Here is a 19,643-nt window from a genome sequence, read left to right on the forward strand (position 1 = left end):
CACTAAAAAGTAAAGAAACAATCGTCGAACCACAATTATCATTAGCTTACCAGACAAAAATAAATTCTAAGAAAAAATTATTGACATTTCAGATCGTCCGTGATACGATGTAAATATCATCCATGGAAAACAAAAGGCAGCCTAAAGAAAAATTTCCGAAGCAGAAACAATCAGAAGGGAAGTGACAGAACTTTGAGTTATGGCTTGCAAGTGGAGGTTTGGGGCGACTTTGCCCTTTTCTCGCGGCCGGAACTGAAAACGGAACGAATGAGTTACGAGGTGATTACGCCGTCCGCTGCGCGGGGATTGATTGAATCTATTTATTGGCATCCGGGCTTTCGCGTCATCATTGACAGAATCTATGTGCTTGAAAAATTTGGGGAACCCGTTCATCAAAAGAAAAATCCGATTCAATTCACCAATGTGCGCCGGAATGAAGTCAAAAGCAGAGTGCAGGCCGCGAAGGTGAAAAGTATGATGGAAGGCGGTTCTGTGCCTTTTCTGAACACCAGTGCGGATATTCAGCAGCGGGCGGCCACCCTGCTGCAGGATGTGCACTATGTTTTGGAGGCACACTTTGAACTCACGGAAAAGGCCGCGCCAAGTGACAATGAAGGGAAGTTCAAAGACATTTTCCGCCGCAGGCTGGAAAGCGGAAGATGCTATTCCCAGCCGTACTTTGGCTGCCGCGAGTTCCCTGCCCACTTTAAGGCGTGGCAGGGCGGAGAAATACCGGCGGTGCCGTACACAAAGGATTTGGGAATCATGCTTTATGATCTGGATTACAGCAACCCAAGGGATATTCAGCCCATGTTCTTCCACGCCTATTTGCGAAATGGTGTGGTGCAGGTTGCCGGGGAGAAGGTGCTGAAATGATCCTGCAGTCATTGGTCGATTGTTATGATGCACTGGCAAAGAAAGGAACCATTTGCCCGGCAGGCTGGAGTATTGCAAAAGTTTCCCTGGCATTGGAACTTGCAGAAGACGGCTCTGTTTTACGAGTCTTGCCGCTGAAAGTACCTGCTCAAAACGGCAAAAAAGAGGTGCCGCAGCCCATGTGGGTGCCGGAGCAGGCAAAAAGGGCTTCCGGCGTTTCCGCAAATTTTTTATGTGACAATGGTGCTTACTTCCTTTGTATTGACGGCAAAGGAAAGCCGGAGCGCACAAAGAAATGCTTTCTTGCGGCAAAAGAACTTCACCACAAAATTTTGGACGGTGTGGAAAGTGACGCCGCCAAAGCAGTCCTTGCCTTCTTTGATACTTGGCAAGTAGAAAAGGCGGAAGAGGCAGAAGTCCTCTCCGGGGTGATGGATGAAATCAAAACAGGGGCAAACCTGATTTTTAAACGGAACGGAGAATACATTCAGGAAGACCATGCTGTGCGCGCTGCTTGGGAAAAGCAGCAACAGGTTGTACCGAAAGATGCGGTCATCATGCGCTGCTTAGTGACAGGCGAAGAAGCGCCGGTGGCGCGCCTTCACCCGAGTATTAAAGGAGTCAACGGTGCGCAGCCCTCTGGTGCTTCGCTGGTTTCTTACAATGCGCCCGCGTTTGAGTCTTACGGGCATGAGGGGCGGGACGGCACAGGGCAGGGGCTAAACGCCCCCGTCAGTGAAACGGCAGCCTTTCAGTACGGTGCAGCCCTCAACTATCTGATTGCCGACAGGGAGCACGTGCAGCGCATTGCGGATACCACGGTTGTGTATTGGGCGCAGAATGCGGAAGTGCTGTATCAGGACATTATGGGAATGGGCATTTTCGGGCAGAAGGAAAACAAAATCGGTGTGAAAACCATCGGCGGGGTTTTAAAGCAAATGCGGGACGGCGGCAGTATAAACGGTGTGCAACTGAAGTTTGATAATCCGTTTTACATCTTAGGTCTTGCCCCCAACGCCTCCCGGCTTTCGGTGCGTTTCTTTTTGCAGAGCGAGTTCGGAACGATGCTGGAAAACCTGAATGAACACAACAAACGACTGGAAATCATCCAACCAATGGGTGAAAAAAAGGAACTGCCGCTTTGGAACCTGCTGAACGAACTGGCCGATCAAAATGCGCGGGACCAGAAACCACCGGCCCCAACCGCCGGCGCGGTGCTGCGCTCCATTGTACTGGGTACAGATTATCCGGCGGCTTTATTTGAAAACGTGATGCTCAGAATCAAAACAGAGCGTGACATCAAGTGGAGAAAAGCTGCCATTTTGAAAGCGTGCTTTTTGAAGAATAAAGAGTTTGTTATACCGAAGGAGGTACTAGGAGTGGAATTGAATGAGAACAGTACATACCTGCCATATGTACTTGGAAGGCTTTTTGCTGTGTTGGAAAAGGTGCAGATTGTTTCATCTGAAACAAAGCTCAATAAATCAGCAGAAAAAGAGAAAGACAATACTAAAAAAATGGTGGCAACAGCCACTATACGCAATAAGTATTTTACTAGCGCCAGTGCAACACCGGCGATAATCTTTCCAGTGATTTTAGCGTTGTCCCAGCACCATCAGCGCAAACTGTCGGAAGGCTCAAAAGTTTATTACGATAAGATCATCACAGACCTGGAAAATCGCATTCACGAAACACTGCCGGCACGTTTTAAACTGCAGGATCAGGGCGTATTTTACCTTGGTTATTACCATGAAAAGCAAAAGCTTTTTACAAAAAACGATGTAGATAAAAAGGAAGGGGACGAAAACCATGAGCGAGGCAATTAAAAACCGATACGAATTCGTTGTATTTTTTGATGTGGAAAACGGCAATCCCAACGGAGATCCGGATGCGGGCAATATGCCGCGAATTGATCCCGAAACAGGCTTGGGGCTGGTCACCGATGTCTGTCTGAAACGCAAGATTCGGAACTATGTGGAAACAGTCAAGGAAAACGACCCATACTACCGCATTTACATTAAAAAAGGCGTGCCGCTGAACCGGAGCGACAACGAGGCATTTGAGCAGGTGGGGATTTCAAATGCCGCAGAAAGCAAAGACTTAAAAAAAGTTCTGAAGGATGCAAAAAAAGACAACAAGCTGGACGAAACCATCCGGGACTATATGTGCAGCCACTTCTATGATATTCGCACCTTCGGTGCTGTCATGACGACCATGGTAAAAGGCGCGCTGAACTGCGGGCAGGTGCGCGGGCCGGTGCAACTCAGTTTTGCACGTTCTGTGGATCCCATTGTTCCGCAGGAGGTGTCTATTACCCGTATGGCGATTTCTACGGAGGAGGATGCAGAGAAGAAGAGCAACGAGATGGGCAGCAAATATATTGTTCCTTACGGTCTTTACCGCTGCGAGGGGTATGTCTCTGCAAATCTTGCGCGCAAGGCAACCGGTTTTTCGGAAGCGGATTTAAATTTGTTGTGGGATGCCATCATCAATATGTTTGAGTATGACCGCTCCGCTGCGCGGGGGCAAATGGCGGTACGCAAACTGATTATTTTTAAACACGCTACAGAGTTGGGTAATGCCCCTGCACACAAATTGTTTGACATCGTTACGGCAAAGACAAACAAAGGCGTGACTACGCCGCGTTGCTACAGTGACTATACCGTAGCGGTAGATGATACCAAATTACCGGAAGGTGTAACCTGCGAGCAGAAGGATTAAACGGGATGGGCAGCACAGACGAGGAAGATTATCGGCAACTTTCCGAATTGCAGCACTTTTCTTTTTGCCGCAGACAATGGGCGCTCATTCACATTGAAAATCAGTGGGCGGAAAATCTGCGTACCACAGAAGGAAATCTGATGCACCAACGGGTTCACGATGAAAAGCAAACTGAGCTGCGCGGGGATCTTTTGACCGTGCGCGGAATGCGTGTGAAGTCAGATGAACTTTGCGCGGTTGGAATTTGCGATGCAGTTGAGTTCAGGCAGGATAATGCGGGGGTAACCTTGTACGGCAGAACCGGGCGATGGCTTCCAAATCCGGTGGAGTATAAACACGGAAGGCCCAAGGAAGGAAATGCGGATGTATTGCAGCTGTGCGGACAGGCCATCTGCCTGGAAGAAATGCTGTGTTGTGAAATACATTCCGGGGATTTATTTTACGGAGAATCACACCGCCGCACCACGGTGATTTTCACAAAGGAACTGCGGGAAGAAGTGCAGTCAGCTCTAAAGGAAATGAATGAGCTGTATCACAAAGGGTGGACGCCTAAGGTAAAAAGGACAAAGTCATGTAATGCTTGTTCTTTAAAAGGAATCTGCTTGCCGGAACTGAACCGGGCCGGTTCTGCCTCGGCATACTTAACCATGCATGCTGGGGAGGAACTATGAAGCATTTACTCAATACACTCTTTATCCTGAGCGAAAACACTTACCTCTCATTAAAGGATGAAAATGTGGGAATCCATGCGGAAGACGGTACACAGAATTTTTTGCCGCTGTTGGGCCTTGAAAGTATTTTCTGCTTTTCCTATAAAGGGGCCAGCCCTGCATTGATTGGGGCATGCGCCGAACGTGGAATTGGACTTACGTTTCTCACACCGAATGGGCGGTTTTTGGCTAGAGTCAGCGGACGATCGCAGGGAAATGTATTCCTGCGGAAAGCGCAGTACCGAATTTCTGACAGTGAAACGGAGAGCTGTCTTGCAGCTCGCTGCTTTATATTTGGTAAACTGTACAATCATCGCTGGTGCTTAGAAAGAACGGTGCGTGACCACGGAATGAGGGCCGACGTGCAGACGTTAAAAAATGCTGCACGATTTTTGGCGGAGACATCGCAAATCGTATTAAAAACAACGGAATTGGACACACTGCGTGGATTGGAAGGGCAAGCGGCCAATGCATATTTTGGCGTGTTTGATCATTTGATTCTGAACCAAAAAGATGATTTTCGGTTTACGGTGCGTTCCCGCCGCCCCCCGCTGGACCGAGTGAACGCAATGCTTTCATTTGGTTATCGCCTGCTTGCCAGCGACTGTGCGGCGGCATTGGAAAGTGTGGGATTGGATTCTTATGTGGGGTTTATGCATCGTGATCGCCCCGGCAGGGAGTCCCTGGCGTTGGATTTGATGGAAGAACTCCGAAGTGTGTTTGTGGACCGATTTGTGCTAACGCTGATTAATCTGCGTCGAATAACGGCAAAAGATTTCGATGTGTCTGAAAATGGAGCAGTTTTGCTAAATGATCGCGGGAGAAAGATCTTCCTAAAATCTTGGCAGGAGCGTAAGCGGGAGGAAATTAAGCATCCCTATCTGCAGGAGAAGATGCAGTATGGCTTAGTGCCATACGTTCAGGCGCTGCTGTTGGCGCGCTATGTGCGCGGTGACCTGGATGCGTACCCGGCGTTTTTGTGGAAATGAGGTGTGCCTAAATTGCTGGTTTTGGTGACCTATGATGTAAATACGACGGATGATGCGGGAAAGAAGCGCCTTCGGCGCGTTGCGAAGGAATGTGTCAAGCACGGACAGCGGGTGCAGTGTTCCGTTTTTGAGTGTTTGCTGGATGCAAGTCAATGCAAAACCCTGCAGGCGGCATTGTGTAGAATCATTGATTTGAGCAAAGATAGTCTTCGGTTTTATTACATAGGAAATCACTATCATACGAAGATTGAACACTTCGGAGTGAAAGCAGGGTATGATCCGGAAGGAACTTTGATTTTTTAGTGCGAAGTGGAAACGCGCAGGGATTCCCTTGGTCGTTCGCACCTTGTTTAGCATGAATTTGCATTCTGAAAGTTGCAGATGCTTAAGATTCGGTGCACCAAAGAAGTGAAATTTCGTTAAAATTTACAAACGATATGTGTAATCATTCAAATGATTGTACACATTCGCTGTCGCTCCTCACACGAGGAGCGTGGATTGAAATAAAAGTCCGGAACTGTCTAAACTCACAGACCAGGTCGCTCCTCACACGAGGAGCGTGGATTGAAATGCAGCAGCACAACCCCCTCGTCCTGCTTGAGCGGTCGCTCCTCACACGAGGAGCGTGGATTGAAATTTCTATCAAGAACGTCATTTTTTCAGATCGTAAAAAGTCGCTCCTCACACGAGGAGCGTGGATTGAAATATTACCTCCATTTGTGTTTTCTGCGATTCCGGCGGTCGCTCCTCACACGAGGAGCGTGGATTGAAATTGTACCTGTTCATCGAGTCCCAGCACTTTATCGCCGTCGCTCCTCACACGAGGAGCGTGGATTGAAATTCCCTCAATTCCAATTTTGGGGCCAATATCATATCGTCGCTCCTCACACGAGGAGCGTGGATTGAAATCAGCTCATGCAAGTCAGGTGCAAGTCAAACAAAAGTCGCTCCTCACACGAGGAGCGTGGATTGAAATTGTTTGGGACGGAATTGTTACGTTTTTTACTACGTCGCTCCTCACACGAGGAGCGTGGATTGAAATACCGTTGTGTCGCACTCTACTGACGAGCCGACGCGGGTCGCTCCTCACACGAGGAGCGTGGATTGAAATCTTAAAAATGCAGGTCGGTACCTAATCATCAGGTGTCGCTCCTCACACGAGGAGCGTGGATTGAAATTCTGGTGGAGGACATCCGCAGTGACAACACGGCGTCGCTCCTCACACGAGGAGCGTGGATTGAAATAGCCCCGCTTGATTGCAGAGCATATGCACGTGCAGGTCGCTCCTCACACGAGGAGCGTGGATTGAAATAATAGAACGTCCGGTTGTTTCGCATACATCTAAGTCGCTCCTCACACGAGGAGCGTGGATTGAAATCTTGTACACTCTGATTGGATACCTGATTATGATGTCGCTCCTCACACGAGGAGCGTGGATTGAAATCTGCAAACATGACCGGAACACCCGCCATGCAAGCAGGTCGCTCCTCACACGAGGAGCGTGGATTGAAATGCCTAATTCCCTCTGCGTTAATTTAGCAGTTTCGGGTCGCTCCTCACACGAGGAGCGTGGATTGAAATTCATATCAACGCACAACATATTTAGGGCAACACCGCACAATGGCGTAAAAAATCCACGCCATCTGCCAAAGGCGGCAAGCAGCGAGGAACTCTCCCAATTATATCTGCGAAGGCAAACGCAATCAGACTGACAGGCAGGGCCTGTCAGCCAGAATCAGATTCGCCAACGCAAACATCATATTCAGTTTGGCGGTCTGCTTTTGCAGACCTCGGTATCGCGTCTTTCGGTACCGTAACAGACCTTTCACAACGGCAAAAACATGTTCTACTTTGGCACGAACCGATGACTTTTCGTGCTCTCTGCGCTTGAGTTGGGCTTGCGACCTGTTGGAACCCTTTTTGATTTGCGATGGGCGACGATTGAACTTGTAACGGATACGCTTGCCAGCATTGTTCTTTATAATGGCATCCTCGCGCTTTTCCGCTCCCAAATATCCGCTGTCTCCGTATACAACGCTTTCCTCTCCGGTCAGCAGTTTGGAGGTCATGGCGACATCATGGACATTGGCGGCCGTTACCTCAACCGTGTGAACAAGCCCGCTATCCTTATCCACCCCAACATGTGCCTTGTAGCCAAAGTGCCACGCATTGCCCTTCTTCACCTGATGTGCATCCGGGTCTCGCTGCTTCTCCTGATTTTTCGTGGAGGACGGAGCGGCTATGATGGTGGAATCCACAATGGTACCCTTTTTCAGAAGCAGTCCCTTTTGTTGCAGCAAATTTGCCACCTGCGCAAACAACTGCTCCTGCAAACCGTTTTGTATGAGAATATTACGAAATCTTCCCAGCGTATCCCCGTCCGGCACCTGATTGCTTGATTCCACGCCGCAGAAATCCGAAAAGGCACGACTGTCGATCGTTTCAGCCACCGTTGCTTCGTCGGATAGATTATATAGGTTTTGCAGCAGATACAGCCGCAGCATCAGTTCCAAATCATAGGGCTTGTTTCCGTGCTCTCCTTTGTAGTAGCACGGCTTGATCATGGCCACCCATTTCCCCCATGGAACGATGCGCTCAATCTGCTCGAGAAATTCTTTTTTCTTCGTACGCGCCTGTGCCAGTTCATCGCACAGAGCTGACATACTCATCTGCTTATCCATATACCTATTTTATCATATCTCGCTTCTTACCGCAGCTTTTTTTCTGTGCGGTGTTGCCTTAAGTATGCCACCTCCGCACGCAGACGTTGATTCTCTGCAATTAAGTCCTCTTCCACTTGCTTATTCAGCTTAGAAATGCGGCCTTTTCGCGTGCCGCTGGCGGCACTGGCACGTCCCCGTCGTTCTACAGCCAGACCTTCAGGACCTTCTGTGAGATAGATACGCTCCCATGAGGCTATTCGTTTAGAATCACTTACTTCAAATTGTCGCGCGGCCTCACAGTAGTTTAACTTCTCCTTACGCATCGTTTCCACTACCATAACCTTGAATTCCGGCGTATAGCGTTTGTTTGGTATTCCTTTTGGCATATAAAAACACCCCTTTAGTTATTTCAGTATATCATACTGTCTAACTAAAAGGGTGCAGTTCAACGCTTCAAAACGTCCGGCCGGCTTTTTTAGTTTTTGTGCTTACAGAGTGTCTGCACTTGACCAGACACAAATGTGGTTGGCGCCTGCCCGCAGGTTTTCAATCGGGCCGGCAATCGGGGCGGACTTTCTGGGATGTCCGAAGTAGTCCGTGTCCAGCACAATCGGGGTGCCATCCGGGTTCTCGTAGGGCTCTTCCGTAATGCGCGGCGAGCCGAGATTTGCTGTGCCGTAAATCCGGGTGGGCAGTTCCAGCAGCCCCTGCTCTGCCTGAAACTCCAGATAGGTTTCATCGCCGTCCTGCACAATGCGCACGGCAGGGTCGTTTTTGCCCACGAAGTTGTCTGCTTCTTCCCGGAAAGCCTTGGCGCCGTTCAGGTAGGCGTTGCCGTTGATGTAAACCGGCTGCTTGACCAGCTGGAACTGTTCGAGGTCGCCGTTGCCGAGGGACATGACTTTTTCAATATACGTTTCCAGCGAGGTAAGGTGGCCGTTGTAGCCCTCTGTTCCGTGTATGGACTGCTCGGTGTACGTTTTGGCACTGCCGAGGAAAATGTTCTGGTACAGGCGGTCGTCGCCGCCGTATACAACGGTGGTGCCTGCCACTTCGGTGGAATGCGGGAAGTGGTAAGGCGTTGAGCGATCCAGAACGTCCTCACGGCGCATGGTTCCGCAGCAGAGATTGTGCACATAGGCACCGCCCTGCGAAAGGTTGTCAAAGTTGTAAGCGGAAGCGAAAATGTTGTTGTCCACCAGATAGGGCCCGTGACTGACCTCGACCATTAGGTCGCGGTCATTCTGATAGTAAAGGTTTTTGCTGACGCGCGTGCCCTGTGCCTGCCAGTCCAGCCAGGTGCCGAGGGTGCAGTTGTGAATATTGTTATGAAAAATTTGCACATCAATGGCAACGTGCAGCTTGATGCCCGCAATTTCATAGCCAAAAAATTCGTGCTTCACGGCAATGTCGTGGATGTGGTTATGATAAATTTTGCTGAAAACGCAGCCCATGTGCCCTACAATGCCGTTTTGCCCGCAGTCGTAAATTTCATTGTTGCGGATAATGTGTGAGCCAATGGTTTCCTTGCTCCAGCCGGTCTGGCGCGCGCGAAAAACCGCTTCCATCTGGTACTGGTAGCCCGGCTTCCGGTGCGTACGGGTGCACAGGTTATGACCGGTGGAGGCTTCCTTGCCAATGCTGATACCGCTGCACTTTGCGTCGTGAATCACGTTCTGTTCGATAATCCAGCCCTTGCTCCAGTGGGTGCCCAAAAGACCCGGCTGGTCCGCGGTCGGGGGGGTCCAGGGGCAGGCAGCCTGCGCCATCTCAAAGCCGCGCACGGTAATGTAGTTGCGGCCGATGCGTTCCGGATAAAAACAGGAGCGGCGCACATTGATTTCCGTCAGTTCCTCATTTGGATTTTTCCCCTGAAAGTTTGCGTAGATGGTGGTGCTTTCCTCATCACTTTCTGTGTACCATTGGAAAACAGTGTCTTCCGGATGTGGCAGCTTTTCGGGATGCTTTGTCCATGGCGGATTGTACCCTTCGGTGCGAATCTGCGGATGCTTTACTTCTTCCAGAGAGCTTGCCTCATAGAACGACTTGCCGTTCAGATACACATCGCCGGGGTGCAGGGCATGGTCGGCAGGGTAAATGAACCAGTCGCCGCCCAGCGTTTCCTTGTACGGATTGTACGAACCGAAGAAGGAGTTGGGCAGCACTGCCTTCCAGACATCCCCCTCAACCGGCTGCCAGCTTTTTATCTGTTCGGAGCCTTTGATGACCACTTTTTCACCCGGTGCCGCCGTGTAAACGATGCGTTCCGCGTCGCTGCGGCCGCTGTGCTCCGGCTTGACCCATTCCCGGTACACACCCGCGTGCACGATGACGCAGTCACCGGGCATGGCAAGGGCGGCTGCTTTGGAAATGGTTAGAAACGGATGCGCCTGGGTGCCGTCCGAAAAGTCACTGCCGTTTTTTGCTACATGATACTCTCGCATAAGATAAAACCTCCTGCTGCAAGTTTGCATTTTTCGCGTTCCCGAAGCGTGCATTCGGGATAGAACCGTTTGATGTTTTTCTGTACGAACAGCATAACAGACTGCTGTGCGCTTTACTTTACAATTCTTGCGGATTCTGTTGCAATTCTTGCGCGATATTCCATACATTCTGCATTCATTTTCTGCGGAAAAGCACGGAATTCTATTTCATTCCAACGAGATTTCAGGTATGATAGGAAAGATAGACGCGCACGAATTGTTCGTGAAAAAGGAAAGAAGGGGCGCCGCATGATTGAAAATCTGGACGGTATTTTTGAAACGGTCAATTTTCAGAAAAGCAAGGGGATTCTCATTCATCATCTGGACTATTTCGAGGATTTTCCAGCACACTGGCACACGCCGCTGGAAATTATCCGTGACACCCGGAACTGGTATCAAATCACATCCAATGAGGAAACCTGCGAACTGCGGGAGGGAGACATCGCGCTTATCCGTCCCGGTACCATCCATGCGCTGCACGCACCGCAGCAGGGCAGCCGTACAATTTTTCTGGCGGACATTTCTTTCTTTAGCCATGTGTCCAATCTGGAAACCCTGCTGGCGCTGCTGCCGCCGGTTTCGGTGGTGACAGCGGCAAAAGATGCGGAGCTGCACCGCCGTATGAGCGACCTGCTGGATCGGATTGAGGAGGAATACGCGAACGCCGCTTCTTTTTACGAGGGCTGTATCTGCGGGCTGCTGATTGAGCTGCTGGGGCTGCTGGGGCGCTGCCGCTTTGCCGCCGGTACACAGACCGACACCGGTTCGGCGCAGTCCTGCCGGTACGCAGAGCGTATGCTGCGCGTGTGCAGTTACCTCAACGAGCACTGCACGGAGGAACTTTCTCTGGCGCAGGCTGCGGAACTGGCTGGGTTCAGCAAGTATCATTTTGCCCGCCTTTTTAAGGAATTTGCACACACTTCGTTTTATAAATACCTGAACAAAAAGCGCATTTCCCACGCCGAGCAACTGCTGAGCAATCCGGATTACTCGGTGACGGAGGTGGCGCTGCACTCCGGCTTTTCCAGCCTGCCCGCCTTTATCCGAATGTTTAAGCAGCTCAAAGGCTGCACGCCTACGGCGTTTCGCACCCTATATTCCCTCGACTGTATGAACCGTGTTGCTCCTAAAACGCCGCCCACACCCCAAAAGACTTCTGCCGGCTGAACCGCGCGGAAGTTTTTTTGTGCGTAAGAAAACTTTTTCTTGACGTAATAATAATTGTTATGTTATAATTTATGCACAAAGGGGATGAGCACCATGAACGGACAGAAACCGACCGAAAAAAAGCTGATGAACCGCGACTTTCTCTTGCTGTGGCAGGGCTCTGCGGTGTCAACCATCGGCAACGTTCTGTACAGTATTGCCATTGGCATTTGGGTGTACAACAGTACCGGCTCCACCGCACTGATGGGCGTCATGACTTCCTTTACTTATCTGGTCGCGTTTCTGCTGGGGCCGTTTGCAGGGGTGCTGATTGACCGAATGAACCGCAGGAACATTCTGGTGGCGGCGGACGCGGTGCGCGGGGTGCTGATGCTGGGAATCGCGTGGTTTGCGTTTCACAGCACGCTTGCGGTGTGGCAGGTTTTGCTGACGGCGTTTTTGGCGGCTGTGTGCAATGTCTTCTTTGCGCCTGCCTCCAGTACGGTAGCGGTACAGTTGGTGAAGCCGGCGGATCTTGTGCGCGCGCAGTCCATGATGCAGGGGGTCACATCCTTTGTCGGGCTGATTGGAAACGCGGTCAGCGGGTTTCTGGTGGTGCTGTTCGGGGTGCCGCTGATGATTCTCTTGAACGGTATCTCTTTTCTGGTTTCTGCGGTGACAGAGTGGTTCATTCGGGTGCCGCGGCAGTCCGGTGAAGGCACATCGCTGAGCTTGAAGCTGATTCTGCGCGACTTTCGCGGCGGATTTCAGTACCTGCGCTCCATCCACGGGCTGCTTCCTGTTTTTGCGGCGGCGTTCCTAATGAACTTGTGCGGCTCCGGTTTTGGCGCGGTGCTGTACCCGTGGACACAGGCAAAGGGAATGAGTGTGACGGAGTACGGCTTATTTCTGGGGGTGGAAAGCGGTGCCTCCGTGTTGGCAACTCTGCTGCTTTCTGCGGTGCGGGTGCCTGCAAAGCACCGCTATCGGCTAATGGCGGTGATGATTGTGTGCTCATTTGGCTGCAATGCGGCAACCATGCTGCTGCGCGGTTTTCTGCCTTGCACAGTTTCCAATGCAATCGGTGCGTTTGCAAACGTCACTTTTAATATGCTGATGAACGCGGCTCTGATTCTGATGGTGGATGAGGCATATCGCGGAAAGGCGTTGGGAATCCTGACCTCGATTTCGCAGGGCGGCGTTGCGGCTTCCATGCTGCTGTACGGTGCGCTTTCGGAAGTCTGGGGTGTGCAGGTCGTCGCGCTGGCAGGGGCTGTGTTGATGGGGCTGCCGCTGATTCTGCTCCTGAAAAATGTTGCGTTAAAGGAACTTCTGACAGCGGAGCCGGAAAATGCAGTGCCAGCGCAGGACGTTGGAAAGCGGGACGCGCTGCCCGAAGAACTATAAAAAAAACGATTTGCCGTGGTTAAAGACCGGCAAATCGTTGCTCTTTAGAATTTTATAAGGGGGTTGCTGCGCGTCAGTCGCAGGGGAACATACAGATACCGATGAGTCCCGGTCCGGTGTGAACCGCCAGAGAAGCGACAATCTGTTTGTCCACAATCAGCTTGCTGTCTGGAAACAACTCGGCCAGTTCCAGCCGTACATTCTGCGCCTGCTCTTCGGCGTCGCCATTCATCAGTGCGATCCAGCTTTTTCCCGCAGGTTCGTTCTTTTTGGCAATCTCCAGAAGCCGCCGCACGCCGCTGGCTCTGCCGCGCAGCATGGAAACCGTGTAGTATACGCCCTCTTCATTGCAGGAGATGATGGGGCGAATGCCCAGTACCTTGCCGATGATTCCGGTGATTTTGCCGATTCTGCCGCCCGCGCGCAGATACTCCAAGGTATCCATGTAAAAATAGATTTTACAGCGCTGCCGCCGCTGCAGCAGCCCGTTGGTGATGTCAGCAAATGCCATACCGTCTTGCACGGCGCGGGCAGCCCACAGTGCAAACATACCAGTGCCGATGGAAATGTTGCGGCTGTCAAACACGAAGGTTTCCATATCGGTGAATTCGCCCAAAGCGGTTTTTACCGTGTTATAGGTACCGCTCAGACCGCTGGAAATGCAGACAGCGATGAGCTTACGGTAGCCCTTCTGCCGAATCTGCTCCACAGCATCCTTGACTTCCAGCAAATTTGGCGTGGATGTTTTGGGAATCTGCTGCGGAAAGCGTTCGTAAACCATTTGCGGAGAGATGTCTTTCCCATCTTCAAAAACTTCATTTCCATAAACGATACGCAGGTTCATGGTCATGATGGAATATTTCGTTGTCAGTTCCTCCGGCAGGTCGCTGCCGGAGTCGACCAGAATTGCAATCTTTTCTGCCATGATTATTCTCTCCACATTATATAGTTTTTAATATTATATAATATTATATTCTGCTTTACAATGTGTGTCAATGCGTCTGCCCGAATATATTGTAAACATTTTTTGTACAAACATGAATCAGCGTGAAAAAATTTAGCCTGCCCCAAAAAAACCGACCTGTCGCTTGCGGACAGATCGGTTTTTTGGCAGTTCGGACTGAAAAGCTCAATTTTGCGTCCATGCATAAATTCCTTGGATACGCGGAATGAATTCATGCAAACAAACATCGGGATTCTCCTGTGAAACCAGAAAATGCCCCTGTACCCGATAAACGCCATCGCGGTAAACAGCATTTGCCTGGCTGGCGGCACCGCACGCACCGCAGTTTTCGCAGGTGGCTGCATCCGGATTTTCGAACTCCACCCAAACCAGAGCGTCATCAAGACCGGCAAGACCGGCCAATTTTTTTCCTTTCACAGAGATCCCTCTTTTCTGTTTTTTTAAAGTATACTACTTTTGTGGGCATTTGTAAACAGTATATTGGCGCAAAAAGCCGTACGTTTCCTTGCCGCACAGCAGTGCAGACGAAAACGTGCGGCTTTCTTTTCAAAGCTTACTGTGCAAGCAGATGAAAGCTGTCTTTCAAATTGCCGTACAGCTTGCTGTAAATCCGGTAAAAATGCTCATACTGCGGCACGTTTTCCGGAATCGGTTCGCAGGTCTTGTCCTTAGACAGGAAGCGCTTGCAGGCTTCCGGTACGCTGGGGTACATTCCTACGCCCACACCGGCGAGAATGGCAACGCCCAGAGCCGGCCCTTCCGACTGTACCGTGTTGACCTGGCAGTTGTAAACATCGGCGAGCATCTGCCGCCACAGAGGGCTGGTTCCGCCGCCGCCGCACGCCATCATCTCGTCAATGTGCACGCCCATTTCCTGAAGCACTTCGTAACAGTCACGCAGGGAGTAGGTGACGCCTTCCATCACTGCGCGCAGCAGGTCGCGCTTGGTGTGGATGCCGGACAGACCGATAAACGCACCGCGGCAGTCCGGATCCAGCAGCGGAGAGCGCTCGCCCATCAGATAAGGCAGGTACAGCAGGCGGTTTGCGCCGATGGGCACATTCTTTGCTTCCTGATCCATCAGATAGTAAGCACCGACACCCATGCCCTTCGCGGTGGCGACTTCTTCCTGACAGAAGTTGTTGCGGAACCAGCTCAGCGAAAGCCCTGCGGCGAGTGTGCAGCCCAGTACCAGCCAGCAGCCCGGCACCGCGCAGCAGAATGTGTGGACGCGCCCCTTCGGGTCAATGGAAACTTTAGAAGTGTGCGCGTAAACCACGCCGCTGGTGCCAATGGTGGTGAAAGCGCTGCCGTCGGTGACAATGCCTGTACCGACTGCCGCGGCGGCATTGTCTGCCGCACCGCCGACCACCGGTGTGCCGGCGGCAAGTCCGGTCTGCGCCGCAACTGTTGGCAGCACTTCGCCGGTGACTTCGGGGGATTCATACACCTTTGCAAGCAAAGCAGGGTCAATGTCCAGCTTCTGCAGAATCTCTTCGCTCCACTGCCGCTTCGGCACATCCAAAAGCTGCATACCGGAAGCGTCGCTGACCTCGGTGGCAAAAACGCCGGTCAGCACAAAGCGGATGTAATCTTTCGGAAGCAGGATATGTTTGCAGCGCGCGTAGTTTTCCGGCTCATGGTTGCGCACCCACAGAATTTTGGAGGCGGTGAAGCCGGTGAGCGCCGGATTTGCGGTAATCTGAATGAGCCGCTCGCGACCGACGCGCTCGTAAATTTCGTCACATTCCTTGCCGGTGCGCCCATCGCACCAGATGATGGCGGGGCGGATGACTTCATTATTTTCGTCCAGCATAACCAGACCGTGCATTTGGCCGGAAAGGCCGATGCCCTTGACATCCTGCCCTTTTACACCGGACTTTTTGAGTACCTCGGTCAGGGTTGCCAGCACCGCGTGCTTCCAGTCCTCTGGGCGCTGCTCTGCCCAGCCGTTCTGCGGCTGGTACAGGGGATATTCCTCGCTTGCGCTTACAATTACGCGGCACTCCTCGTCAAACAGAACCGTTTTTGTTGCGGAAGTACCGATGTCAATACCAATCAGATACTGCATATACTCAGCTCCTTCTAAAAAATTAAATATAAAATTATTTGGATTTCTGCGATTTGAAAGGGAGAAACGGCAGGCTAACGCAGAAAGCTTTCCCGAATCACAATCTGGTTTTCCATCAGAATGCGGTCCTGCTTGGGCGGCGTGCCTGTCAGCAGATACTGGTAAGCGGTCTGTACGGAATCGTAGCCCTGCCGGAACGGCTGCTGGTCGATGGCGGCCTGCACAATGTTTGCCTGCATCAGCTCCCGTACCGGTGGCGTGGCGTCAAAACAGACGATTTTCGGAGGGGACTCCCGGCGGAAATCCTGTACCGCGCGGCAGACACCGTACACACCGGCGGCGGCAAGAAACAGCGCATCGATTTCCGGATTTGCGTGCAGCATCCGCTTGGCGTTTTCGTACCCGATGATGTCGTCATCTTCCGTGGTTTCCAGTTCAGAAAGGGTAAAACCGGGGCAGCTTTTTTTCATCACTTCGCGGAAACCAGCAATGCGCTGGTTGTGACCGAGCACCTTTAAAGAGCCGGTCAGAATGCCGAGATGGGCGGTTCCGCCGGTTAGCAGGCGCAGCATACCGCAGGCAACCCGTCCGCCCGCGGCGTAGTCGCTGCCAATGTAGCACAGGCGGCGGCTGCCCTCAATGTCGGTGTTGACCGTGACCACCGGCGTACCTGCATCGGTCAGGGCGTTGATTTCGTCGGCGATAAGCGGGCTGTTGACCGGCGTCAGAACCAGCGCGTGCAAGTCTTTGGCAAGGGTGCGCATTTCTTCGGCAAGGCGCACGTCGTTGTAACCTTTGCGGGTGTGCAGCCGTACCTGCACGCCGAAGTCCGCCAGTTCCTTTTCCGCAGCGCGCACGCCGCGGATGACTTCCTCAAAAAAAGGGTTGCCCTCCGAGCAGAGCAGAACGCCGATGGTATAGGATTTTTTGCGTGCAGCGAGCGCTTTGCCAGCCATGTTGGGCTGGTAGCCGAGCTGCTTTGCAACCTGCCGCACCAAAGCGTCCTTTTCCGGGGAAACATGACCCCTGCCGTTCAGAACGCGGTCGACGGTTCCGCGGGAAACGCCGCTTAGTTCGGAAATCTGTTTGATGGTGACTGCCAAGGGAACACCTCCTTTGTGCGCGTGCACATTTCCCTATTACTATAAAATAGACGGTGCGGTTTGTCAAATAAAATTTTTGAAAAATATCGTCGATTATTCTTGACAATTTGCTTCCTGCGTGTTAGGGTATAAATGAACTTGTGCACGGGCACAAAAAGTTGGTTCAGACCGTGTATTTCACGCTAACGAAACAAGGAGGATGACATGGAGATTCAAAAGCTCGATGCTCCGGCGTTCGTTCCATACGGCCGGGTGATTTCGGATTTTGACTGCGCGGCGCTGCAGAATGCAATGGAGCAGCTCACAGCCCCCAGCAATGTGATTTATGAGCCGGGCATTCCCGCTCTGGAAAATCTGTCGGTTGCACAGGAAATTTCCGAACGGCTCTTCGGCGGGCTGCCGACACAGGTCGGCTACTGCAACGGCGAAAACCACCAGCTGGACGCTGTGGAGTATCACCGCAGCAGTGAGATTAACTATGCCGCGACAGACCTGATTCTTCTGCTTGGCAGACAGCAGGATATTGACCCTGCAACCCATCAGTATGATACGGCAAAGATGGAGGCGTTTCTGGTGCCGGCCGGCACCATGCTGGAAGTGTACGCCACCACCCTGCACTACGCGCCTTGTAGCGTGAACGGCAAGTTCCGCTGTATGGTGGCCCTGCCCAAGGGCACCAATGAGCCGCTTAAGTTCACACCGAAAAAATCCGGAGAGGACGCGCTGCTGTTCGCACAGAACAAGTGGCTGCTGGCCCACCCGGAAAGCGGTTTGGACAAAGATGGAGCGTTTCTCGGACTGACCGGAGAAAATCTGCGCGTTTAAGCGCAGCGATGCATTACAAAAAGCAGATAAATGGAGGTAACCCTTAATGCAGAATATTCCTGAGGTAAAACTGGGACTCATCGCGGTCAGCCGCGACTGTTTCATCATTTCCCTTTCCGAGCGCCGCCGCGCTGCCGTAAAAGCAGCCTGTGCAAAGAAGAACATTGACGTTTACGAAGCAAAAACCACTGTCGAAAATGAAATTGATATGCAGAAAGTGCTGGAAGAGGTCAAGGCACAGGGCTGCAACGCGCTGTGTGTGTTCCTCGGCAACTTCGGCCCGGAAACACCGGAAACGCTGATTGCCAAGTACTTTGACGGTCCGGTCATGTATGCTGCCGCAGCAGAGGAAACCGGCAAAGACCTGATTAACGGTCGCGGCGACGCTTACTGCGGTATGCTCAACTGCTCCTACAACCTCGGCCTGCGCCATCTGGATGCATACATTCCGGAGTATCCGGTCGGCACAGCAGACGAAGTGGCGGACATGATTGCTGACTTTGTGCCGGTTGCCCGTACGCTCATCGGTGTTTCCAATCTGAAGATTATTACATTTGGCCCGCGCCCGCAGGATTTCTTTGCCTGCAATGCGCCGATTCAGCCGCTGTATGATTTGGGCGTTGAAATCCAAGAGAACAGCGAGCTTGACCTGTTGGTTGCTTACCACGCACACGCAAACGACAAGCGCATTCCCGAAGTCGTGGAAGACATGGCGAAGGAACTGGGCATGGAGGGCAACACCTACCCCGACCTGCTGCCGCGCATGGCACAGTTTGAGTTGACTCTGCTCGACTGGGCAGAAGAGAACAAGGGCGCGCGCAAGTACGTTGCCTTTGCAGACAAGTGTTGGCCGGCATTCCCGAAAGAGTTCGGCTTTGAGCCGTGCTACGTCAACAGCCGCCTGGATACCCGCGGCATTCCGGTGGCCTGCGAAGTTGACATTTACGGCGCACTTTCCGAGTATATCGGCCTGTGTGTCACCCAAGACCCGGTTACGCTGCTGGATATCAACAACTCCGTGCCGGCTGACCTCTATGAAGAGGACATCAAACCCAAATTCAACTACAAGCTTCATGATACATTTATGGGCTTCCACTGCGGCAATACCCCGAGCTGCAAGCTTTGCGCGGGCCGTGCCATCAAGTATCAGCTCATTCAGAACCGTCTGCTCGAAAACGGCGAAAAAGCGGACTTTACCCGCGGCACGCTGGAGGGCGACATCGCACCCGGTCAGATTACATTCTACCGCCTGCAGGGCACAGCCGATGGCCAGCTGCGCAGCTATGTGGCAGAGGGCGAAGTGCTGCCTGTGGCAACCCGCAGCTTTGGCGGCATTGGCATCTTCGCCATTCCGGAGATGGGTCGTTTCTTCCGCCATGTTCTGGTCGGAAAGCGCTATCCGCATCACGGCGCGGTTGCGTTCAGCCACTGCGGCAAGGCGCTGTACAGCATTTTCCAGTATCTTGGCGTAAAGGACATTGCGTACAACCAGCCTGCCGGTATGCCGTATAAAGACGAGAACCCGTTTGCTTAACGGCTGTCTTTTCCTTTTGATTACAACTCTTTTTCTTTCTTCATAATTTTCACCCAAAGCCGCCGCTCTTGCAATAGAGCGGCGGCTTTCCTATGCGCGGGTGTACATTTGCGCCTGTGGTATACTGGAAGATAGCAATACATAAAAAAGG

The 19,643-nt window shown here is 52.0% G+C and carries 17 protein-coding genes and 1 CRISPR repeat array; of the genes, 10 read left to right on the top strand and 7 right to left on the bottom strand.

What is annotated here, in order from left to right; genetic code table 11:
• Positions 1-192: 192 nt before the first annotated feature.
• From cas5c to cas2, 6 genes are read left to right on the top strand one after another with little or no spacing between them, the layout of a single operon-like run.
• Positions 193-876 carry a type I-C CRISPR-associated protein Cas5c gene (gene cas5c, locus PXC00_RS03380; protein ID WP_275846090.1) on the top strand — a complete coding sequence of 228 codons (684 nt, stop codon included), beginning with the start codon at positions 193-195 and terminating at the stop codon, positions 874-876.
• The gene (cas8c, locus tag PXC00_RS03385; protein ID WP_275846089.1) at positions 873-2,702 is read left to right on the top strand and encodes a type I-C CRISPR-associated protein Cas8c/Csd1; all 1,830 of its coding nucleotides are present in this window, start codon (positions 873-875) and stop codon (positions 2,700-2,702) included. Before cas5c ends, cas8c begins: the two co-directional genes overlap by 4 nt.
• Positions 2,686-3,597, top strand: coding sequence for a type I-C CRISPR-associated protein Cas7/Csd2 (gene cas7c, locus PXC00_RS03390; protein WP_275846088.1), 912 nt, complete (start codon positions 2,686-2,688; stop codon positions 3,595-3,597). Before cas8c ends, cas7c begins: the two co-directional genes overlap by 17 nt.
• 5 nt (positions 3,598-3,602) lie before the next feature.
• Complete coding sequence (gene cas4, locus PXC00_RS03395; protein ID WP_275846087.1) at positions 3,603-4,268, top strand: CRISPR-associated protein Cas4; 666 nt, start codon at positions 3,603-3,605, stop codon at positions 4,266-4,268.
• Positions 4,265-5,296, top strand: coding sequence for a type I-C CRISPR-associated endonuclease Cas1c (cas1c, locus tag PXC00_RS03400; protein ID WP_275846130.1), 1,032 nt, complete (start codon positions 4,265-4,267; stop codon positions 5,294-5,296). The genes cas4 and cas1c overlap by 4 nt, the downstream gene beginning before the upstream one ends.
• Positions 5,297-5,308: 12 nt before the next feature.
• Entirely contained in the window at positions 5,309-5,599 is a 291-nt protein-coding gene (gene cas2 / locus PXC00_RS03405) for a CRISPR-associated endonuclease Cas2 (RefSeq protein ID WP_275846129.1), read from the top strand.
• A gap of 169 nt (positions 5,600-5,768) precedes the next feature.
• Positions 5,769-6,877: a CRISPR direct-repeat array (repeat unit 33 nt; unit sequence GTCGCTCCTCACACGAGGAGCGTGGATTGAAAT).
• A 122-nt stretch (positions 6,878-6,999) separates the two neighbouring features.
• Here the strand turns inward: cas2 and PXC00_RS03410 are convergent.
• From PXC00_RS03410 to PXC00_RS03420, 3 genes are all read right to left on the bottom strand, one after another.
• Positions 7,000-7,965: an IS5 family transposase gene (locus PXC00_RS03410; protein ID WP_316935202.1), complete on the bottom strand. Its 966-nt coding sequence runs from the start codon at positions 7,963-7,965 to the stop codon at positions 7,000-7,002.
• A gap of 38 nt (positions 7,966-8,003) precedes the next feature.
• On the bottom strand, positions 8,004-8,345 hold the full coding sequence (locus PXC00_RS03415) for a helix-turn-helix domain-containing protein (protein ID WP_316935084.1): 342 nt from the start codon (positions 8,343-8,345) through the stop codon (positions 8,004-8,006).
• A gap of 102 nt (positions 8,346-8,447) precedes the next feature.
• Complete coding sequence (locus tag PXC00_RS03420) at positions 8,448-10,403, bottom strand: right-handed parallel beta-helix repeat-containing protein (RefSeq protein ID WP_275846713.1); 1,956 nt, start codon at positions 10,401-10,403, stop codon at positions 8,448-8,450.
• A gap of 288 nt (positions 10,404-10,691) precedes the next feature.
• Here PXC00_RS03420 and PXC00_RS03425 point away from each other — a divergent pair, with 288 nt between their 5' ends.
• Positions 10,692-11,609, top strand: a complete 918-nt coding sequence (locus tag PXC00_RS03425) for an AraC family transcriptional regulator (protein WP_275846712.1) — start codon at positions 10,692-10,694, stop codon at positions 11,607-11,609.
• A gap of 93 nt (positions 11,610-11,702) precedes the next feature.
• On the top strand, positions 11,703-12,995 hold the full coding sequence (locus PXC00_RS03430; protein ID WP_275846711.1) for an MFS transporter: 1,293 nt from the start codon (positions 11,703-11,705) through the stop codon (positions 12,993-12,995).
• 73 nt (positions 12,996-13,068) lie between these two features.
• Here PXC00_RS03430 and PXC00_RS03435 read toward each other — a convergent pair whose 3' ends face one another.
• The 4 genes from PXC00_RS03435 to PXC00_RS03450 all read right to left on the bottom strand — a co-directional run bounded on the left by PXC00_RS03435 (position 13,069) and on the right by PXC00_RS03450 (position 17,133).
• Entirely contained in the window at positions 13,069-13,920 is an 852-nt protein-coding gene (locus tag PXC00_RS03435; protein WP_275846710.1) for a DegV family protein, read from the bottom strand.
• 204 nt (positions 13,921-14,124) lie between these two features.
• Positions 14,125-14,376 carry a hypothetical protein gene (locus PXC00_RS03440; RefSeq protein ID WP_275846709.1) on the bottom strand — a complete coding sequence of 84 codons (252 nt, stop codon included), beginning with the start codon at positions 14,374-14,376 and terminating at the stop codon, positions 14,125-14,127.
• A gap of 136 nt (positions 14,377-14,512) precedes the next feature.
• On the bottom strand, positions 14,513-16,030 hold the full coding sequence (gene xylB, locus PXC00_RS03445) for a xylulokinase (protein ID WP_275846708.1): 1,518 nt from the start codon (positions 16,028-16,030) through the stop codon (positions 14,513-14,515).
• A gap of 74 nt (positions 16,031-16,104) precedes the next feature.
• The gene (locus tag PXC00_RS03450) at positions 16,105-17,133 is read right to left on the bottom strand and encodes a LacI family DNA-binding transcriptional regulator (protein WP_275846707.1); all 1,029 of its coding nucleotides are present in this window, start codon (positions 17,131-17,133) and stop codon (positions 16,105-16,107) included.
• A gap of 204 nt (positions 17,134-17,337) precedes the next feature.
• On the opposite strand from PXC00_RS03450, the gene PXC00_RS03455 reads away from it, so the two are divergent.
• Complete coding sequence (locus PXC00_RS03455; RefSeq protein WP_275846706.1) at positions 17,338-17,958, top strand: DUF4867 family protein; 621 nt, start codon at positions 17,338-17,340, stop codon at positions 17,956-17,958.
• Positions 17,959-18,004: 46 nt separating this feature from the next.
• On the top strand, positions 18,005-19,492 hold the full coding sequence (locus tag PXC00_RS03460; protein WP_275846705.1) for an L-fucose/L-arabinose isomerase family protein: 1,488 nt from the start codon (positions 18,005-18,007) through the stop codon (positions 19,490-19,492).
• The last annotated feature ends 151 nt before the right edge of the window (positions 19,493-19,643 follow it).

This window comes from Caproicibacterium argilliputei, assembly GCF_029211325.2.
Taxonomy (GTDB): Bacteria; Bacillota; Clostridia; order Oscillospirales; family Acutalibacteraceae; genus Caproicibacterium; species Caproicibacterium argilliputei.

Excerpts from the sequence above, each read along its gene's own strand:
- cas8c (WP_275846089.1), top strand. The coding sequence starts at position 873 with ATGATCCTGCAGTCATTGGTCGATTGTTATGATGCACTGGCAAAGAAA.
- PXC00_RS03410 (WP_316935202.1), bottom strand. The coding sequence starts at position 7,965 with ATGAGTATGTCAGCTCTGTGCGATGAACTGGCACAGGCGCGTACGAAG.
- cas4 (WP_275846087.1), top strand. The coding sequence starts at position 3,603 with ATGGGCAGCACAGACGAGGAAGATTATCGGCAACTTTCCGAATTGCAG.
- PXC00_RS03435 (WP_275846710.1), bottom strand. The coding sequence starts at position 13,920 with ATGGCAGAAAAGATTGCAATTCTGGTCGACTCCGGCAGCGACCTGCCG.
- xylB (WP_275846708.1), bottom strand. The coding sequence starts at position 16,030 with ATGCAGTATCTGATTGGTATTGACATCGGTACTTCCGCAACAAAAACG.
- cas7c (WP_275846088.1), top strand. The coding sequence starts at position 2,686 with ATGAGCGAGGCAATTAAAAACCGATACGAATTCGTTGTATTTTTTGAT.
- cas1c (WP_275846130.1), top strand. The coding sequence starts at position 4,265 with ATGAAGCATTTACTCAATACACTCTTTATCCTGAGCGAAAACACTTAC.
- PXC00_RS03420 (WP_275846713.1), bottom strand. The coding sequence starts at position 10,403 with ATGCGAGAGTATCATGTAGCAAAAAACGGCAGTGACTTTTCGGACGGC.
- PXC00_RS03455 (WP_275846706.1), top strand. The coding sequence starts at position 17,338 with ATGGAGATTCAAAAGCTCGATGCTCCGGCGTTCGTTCCATACGGCCGG.
- PXC00_RS03415 (WP_316935084.1), bottom strand. The coding sequence starts at position 8,345 with ATGCCAAAAGGAATACCAAACAAACGCTATACGCCGGAATTCAAGGTT.
- PXC00_RS03430 (WP_275846711.1), top strand. The coding sequence starts at position 11,703 with ATGAACGGACAGAAACCGACCGAAAAAAAGCTGATGAACCGCGACTTT.
- PXC00_RS03460 (WP_275846705.1), top strand. The coding sequence starts at position 18,005 with ATGCAGAATATTCCTGAGGTAAAACTGGGACTCATCGCGGTCAGCCGC.
- PXC00_RS03425 (WP_275846712.1), top strand. The coding sequence starts at position 10,692 with ATGATTGAAAATCTGGACGGTATTTTTGAAACGGTCAATTTTCAGAAA.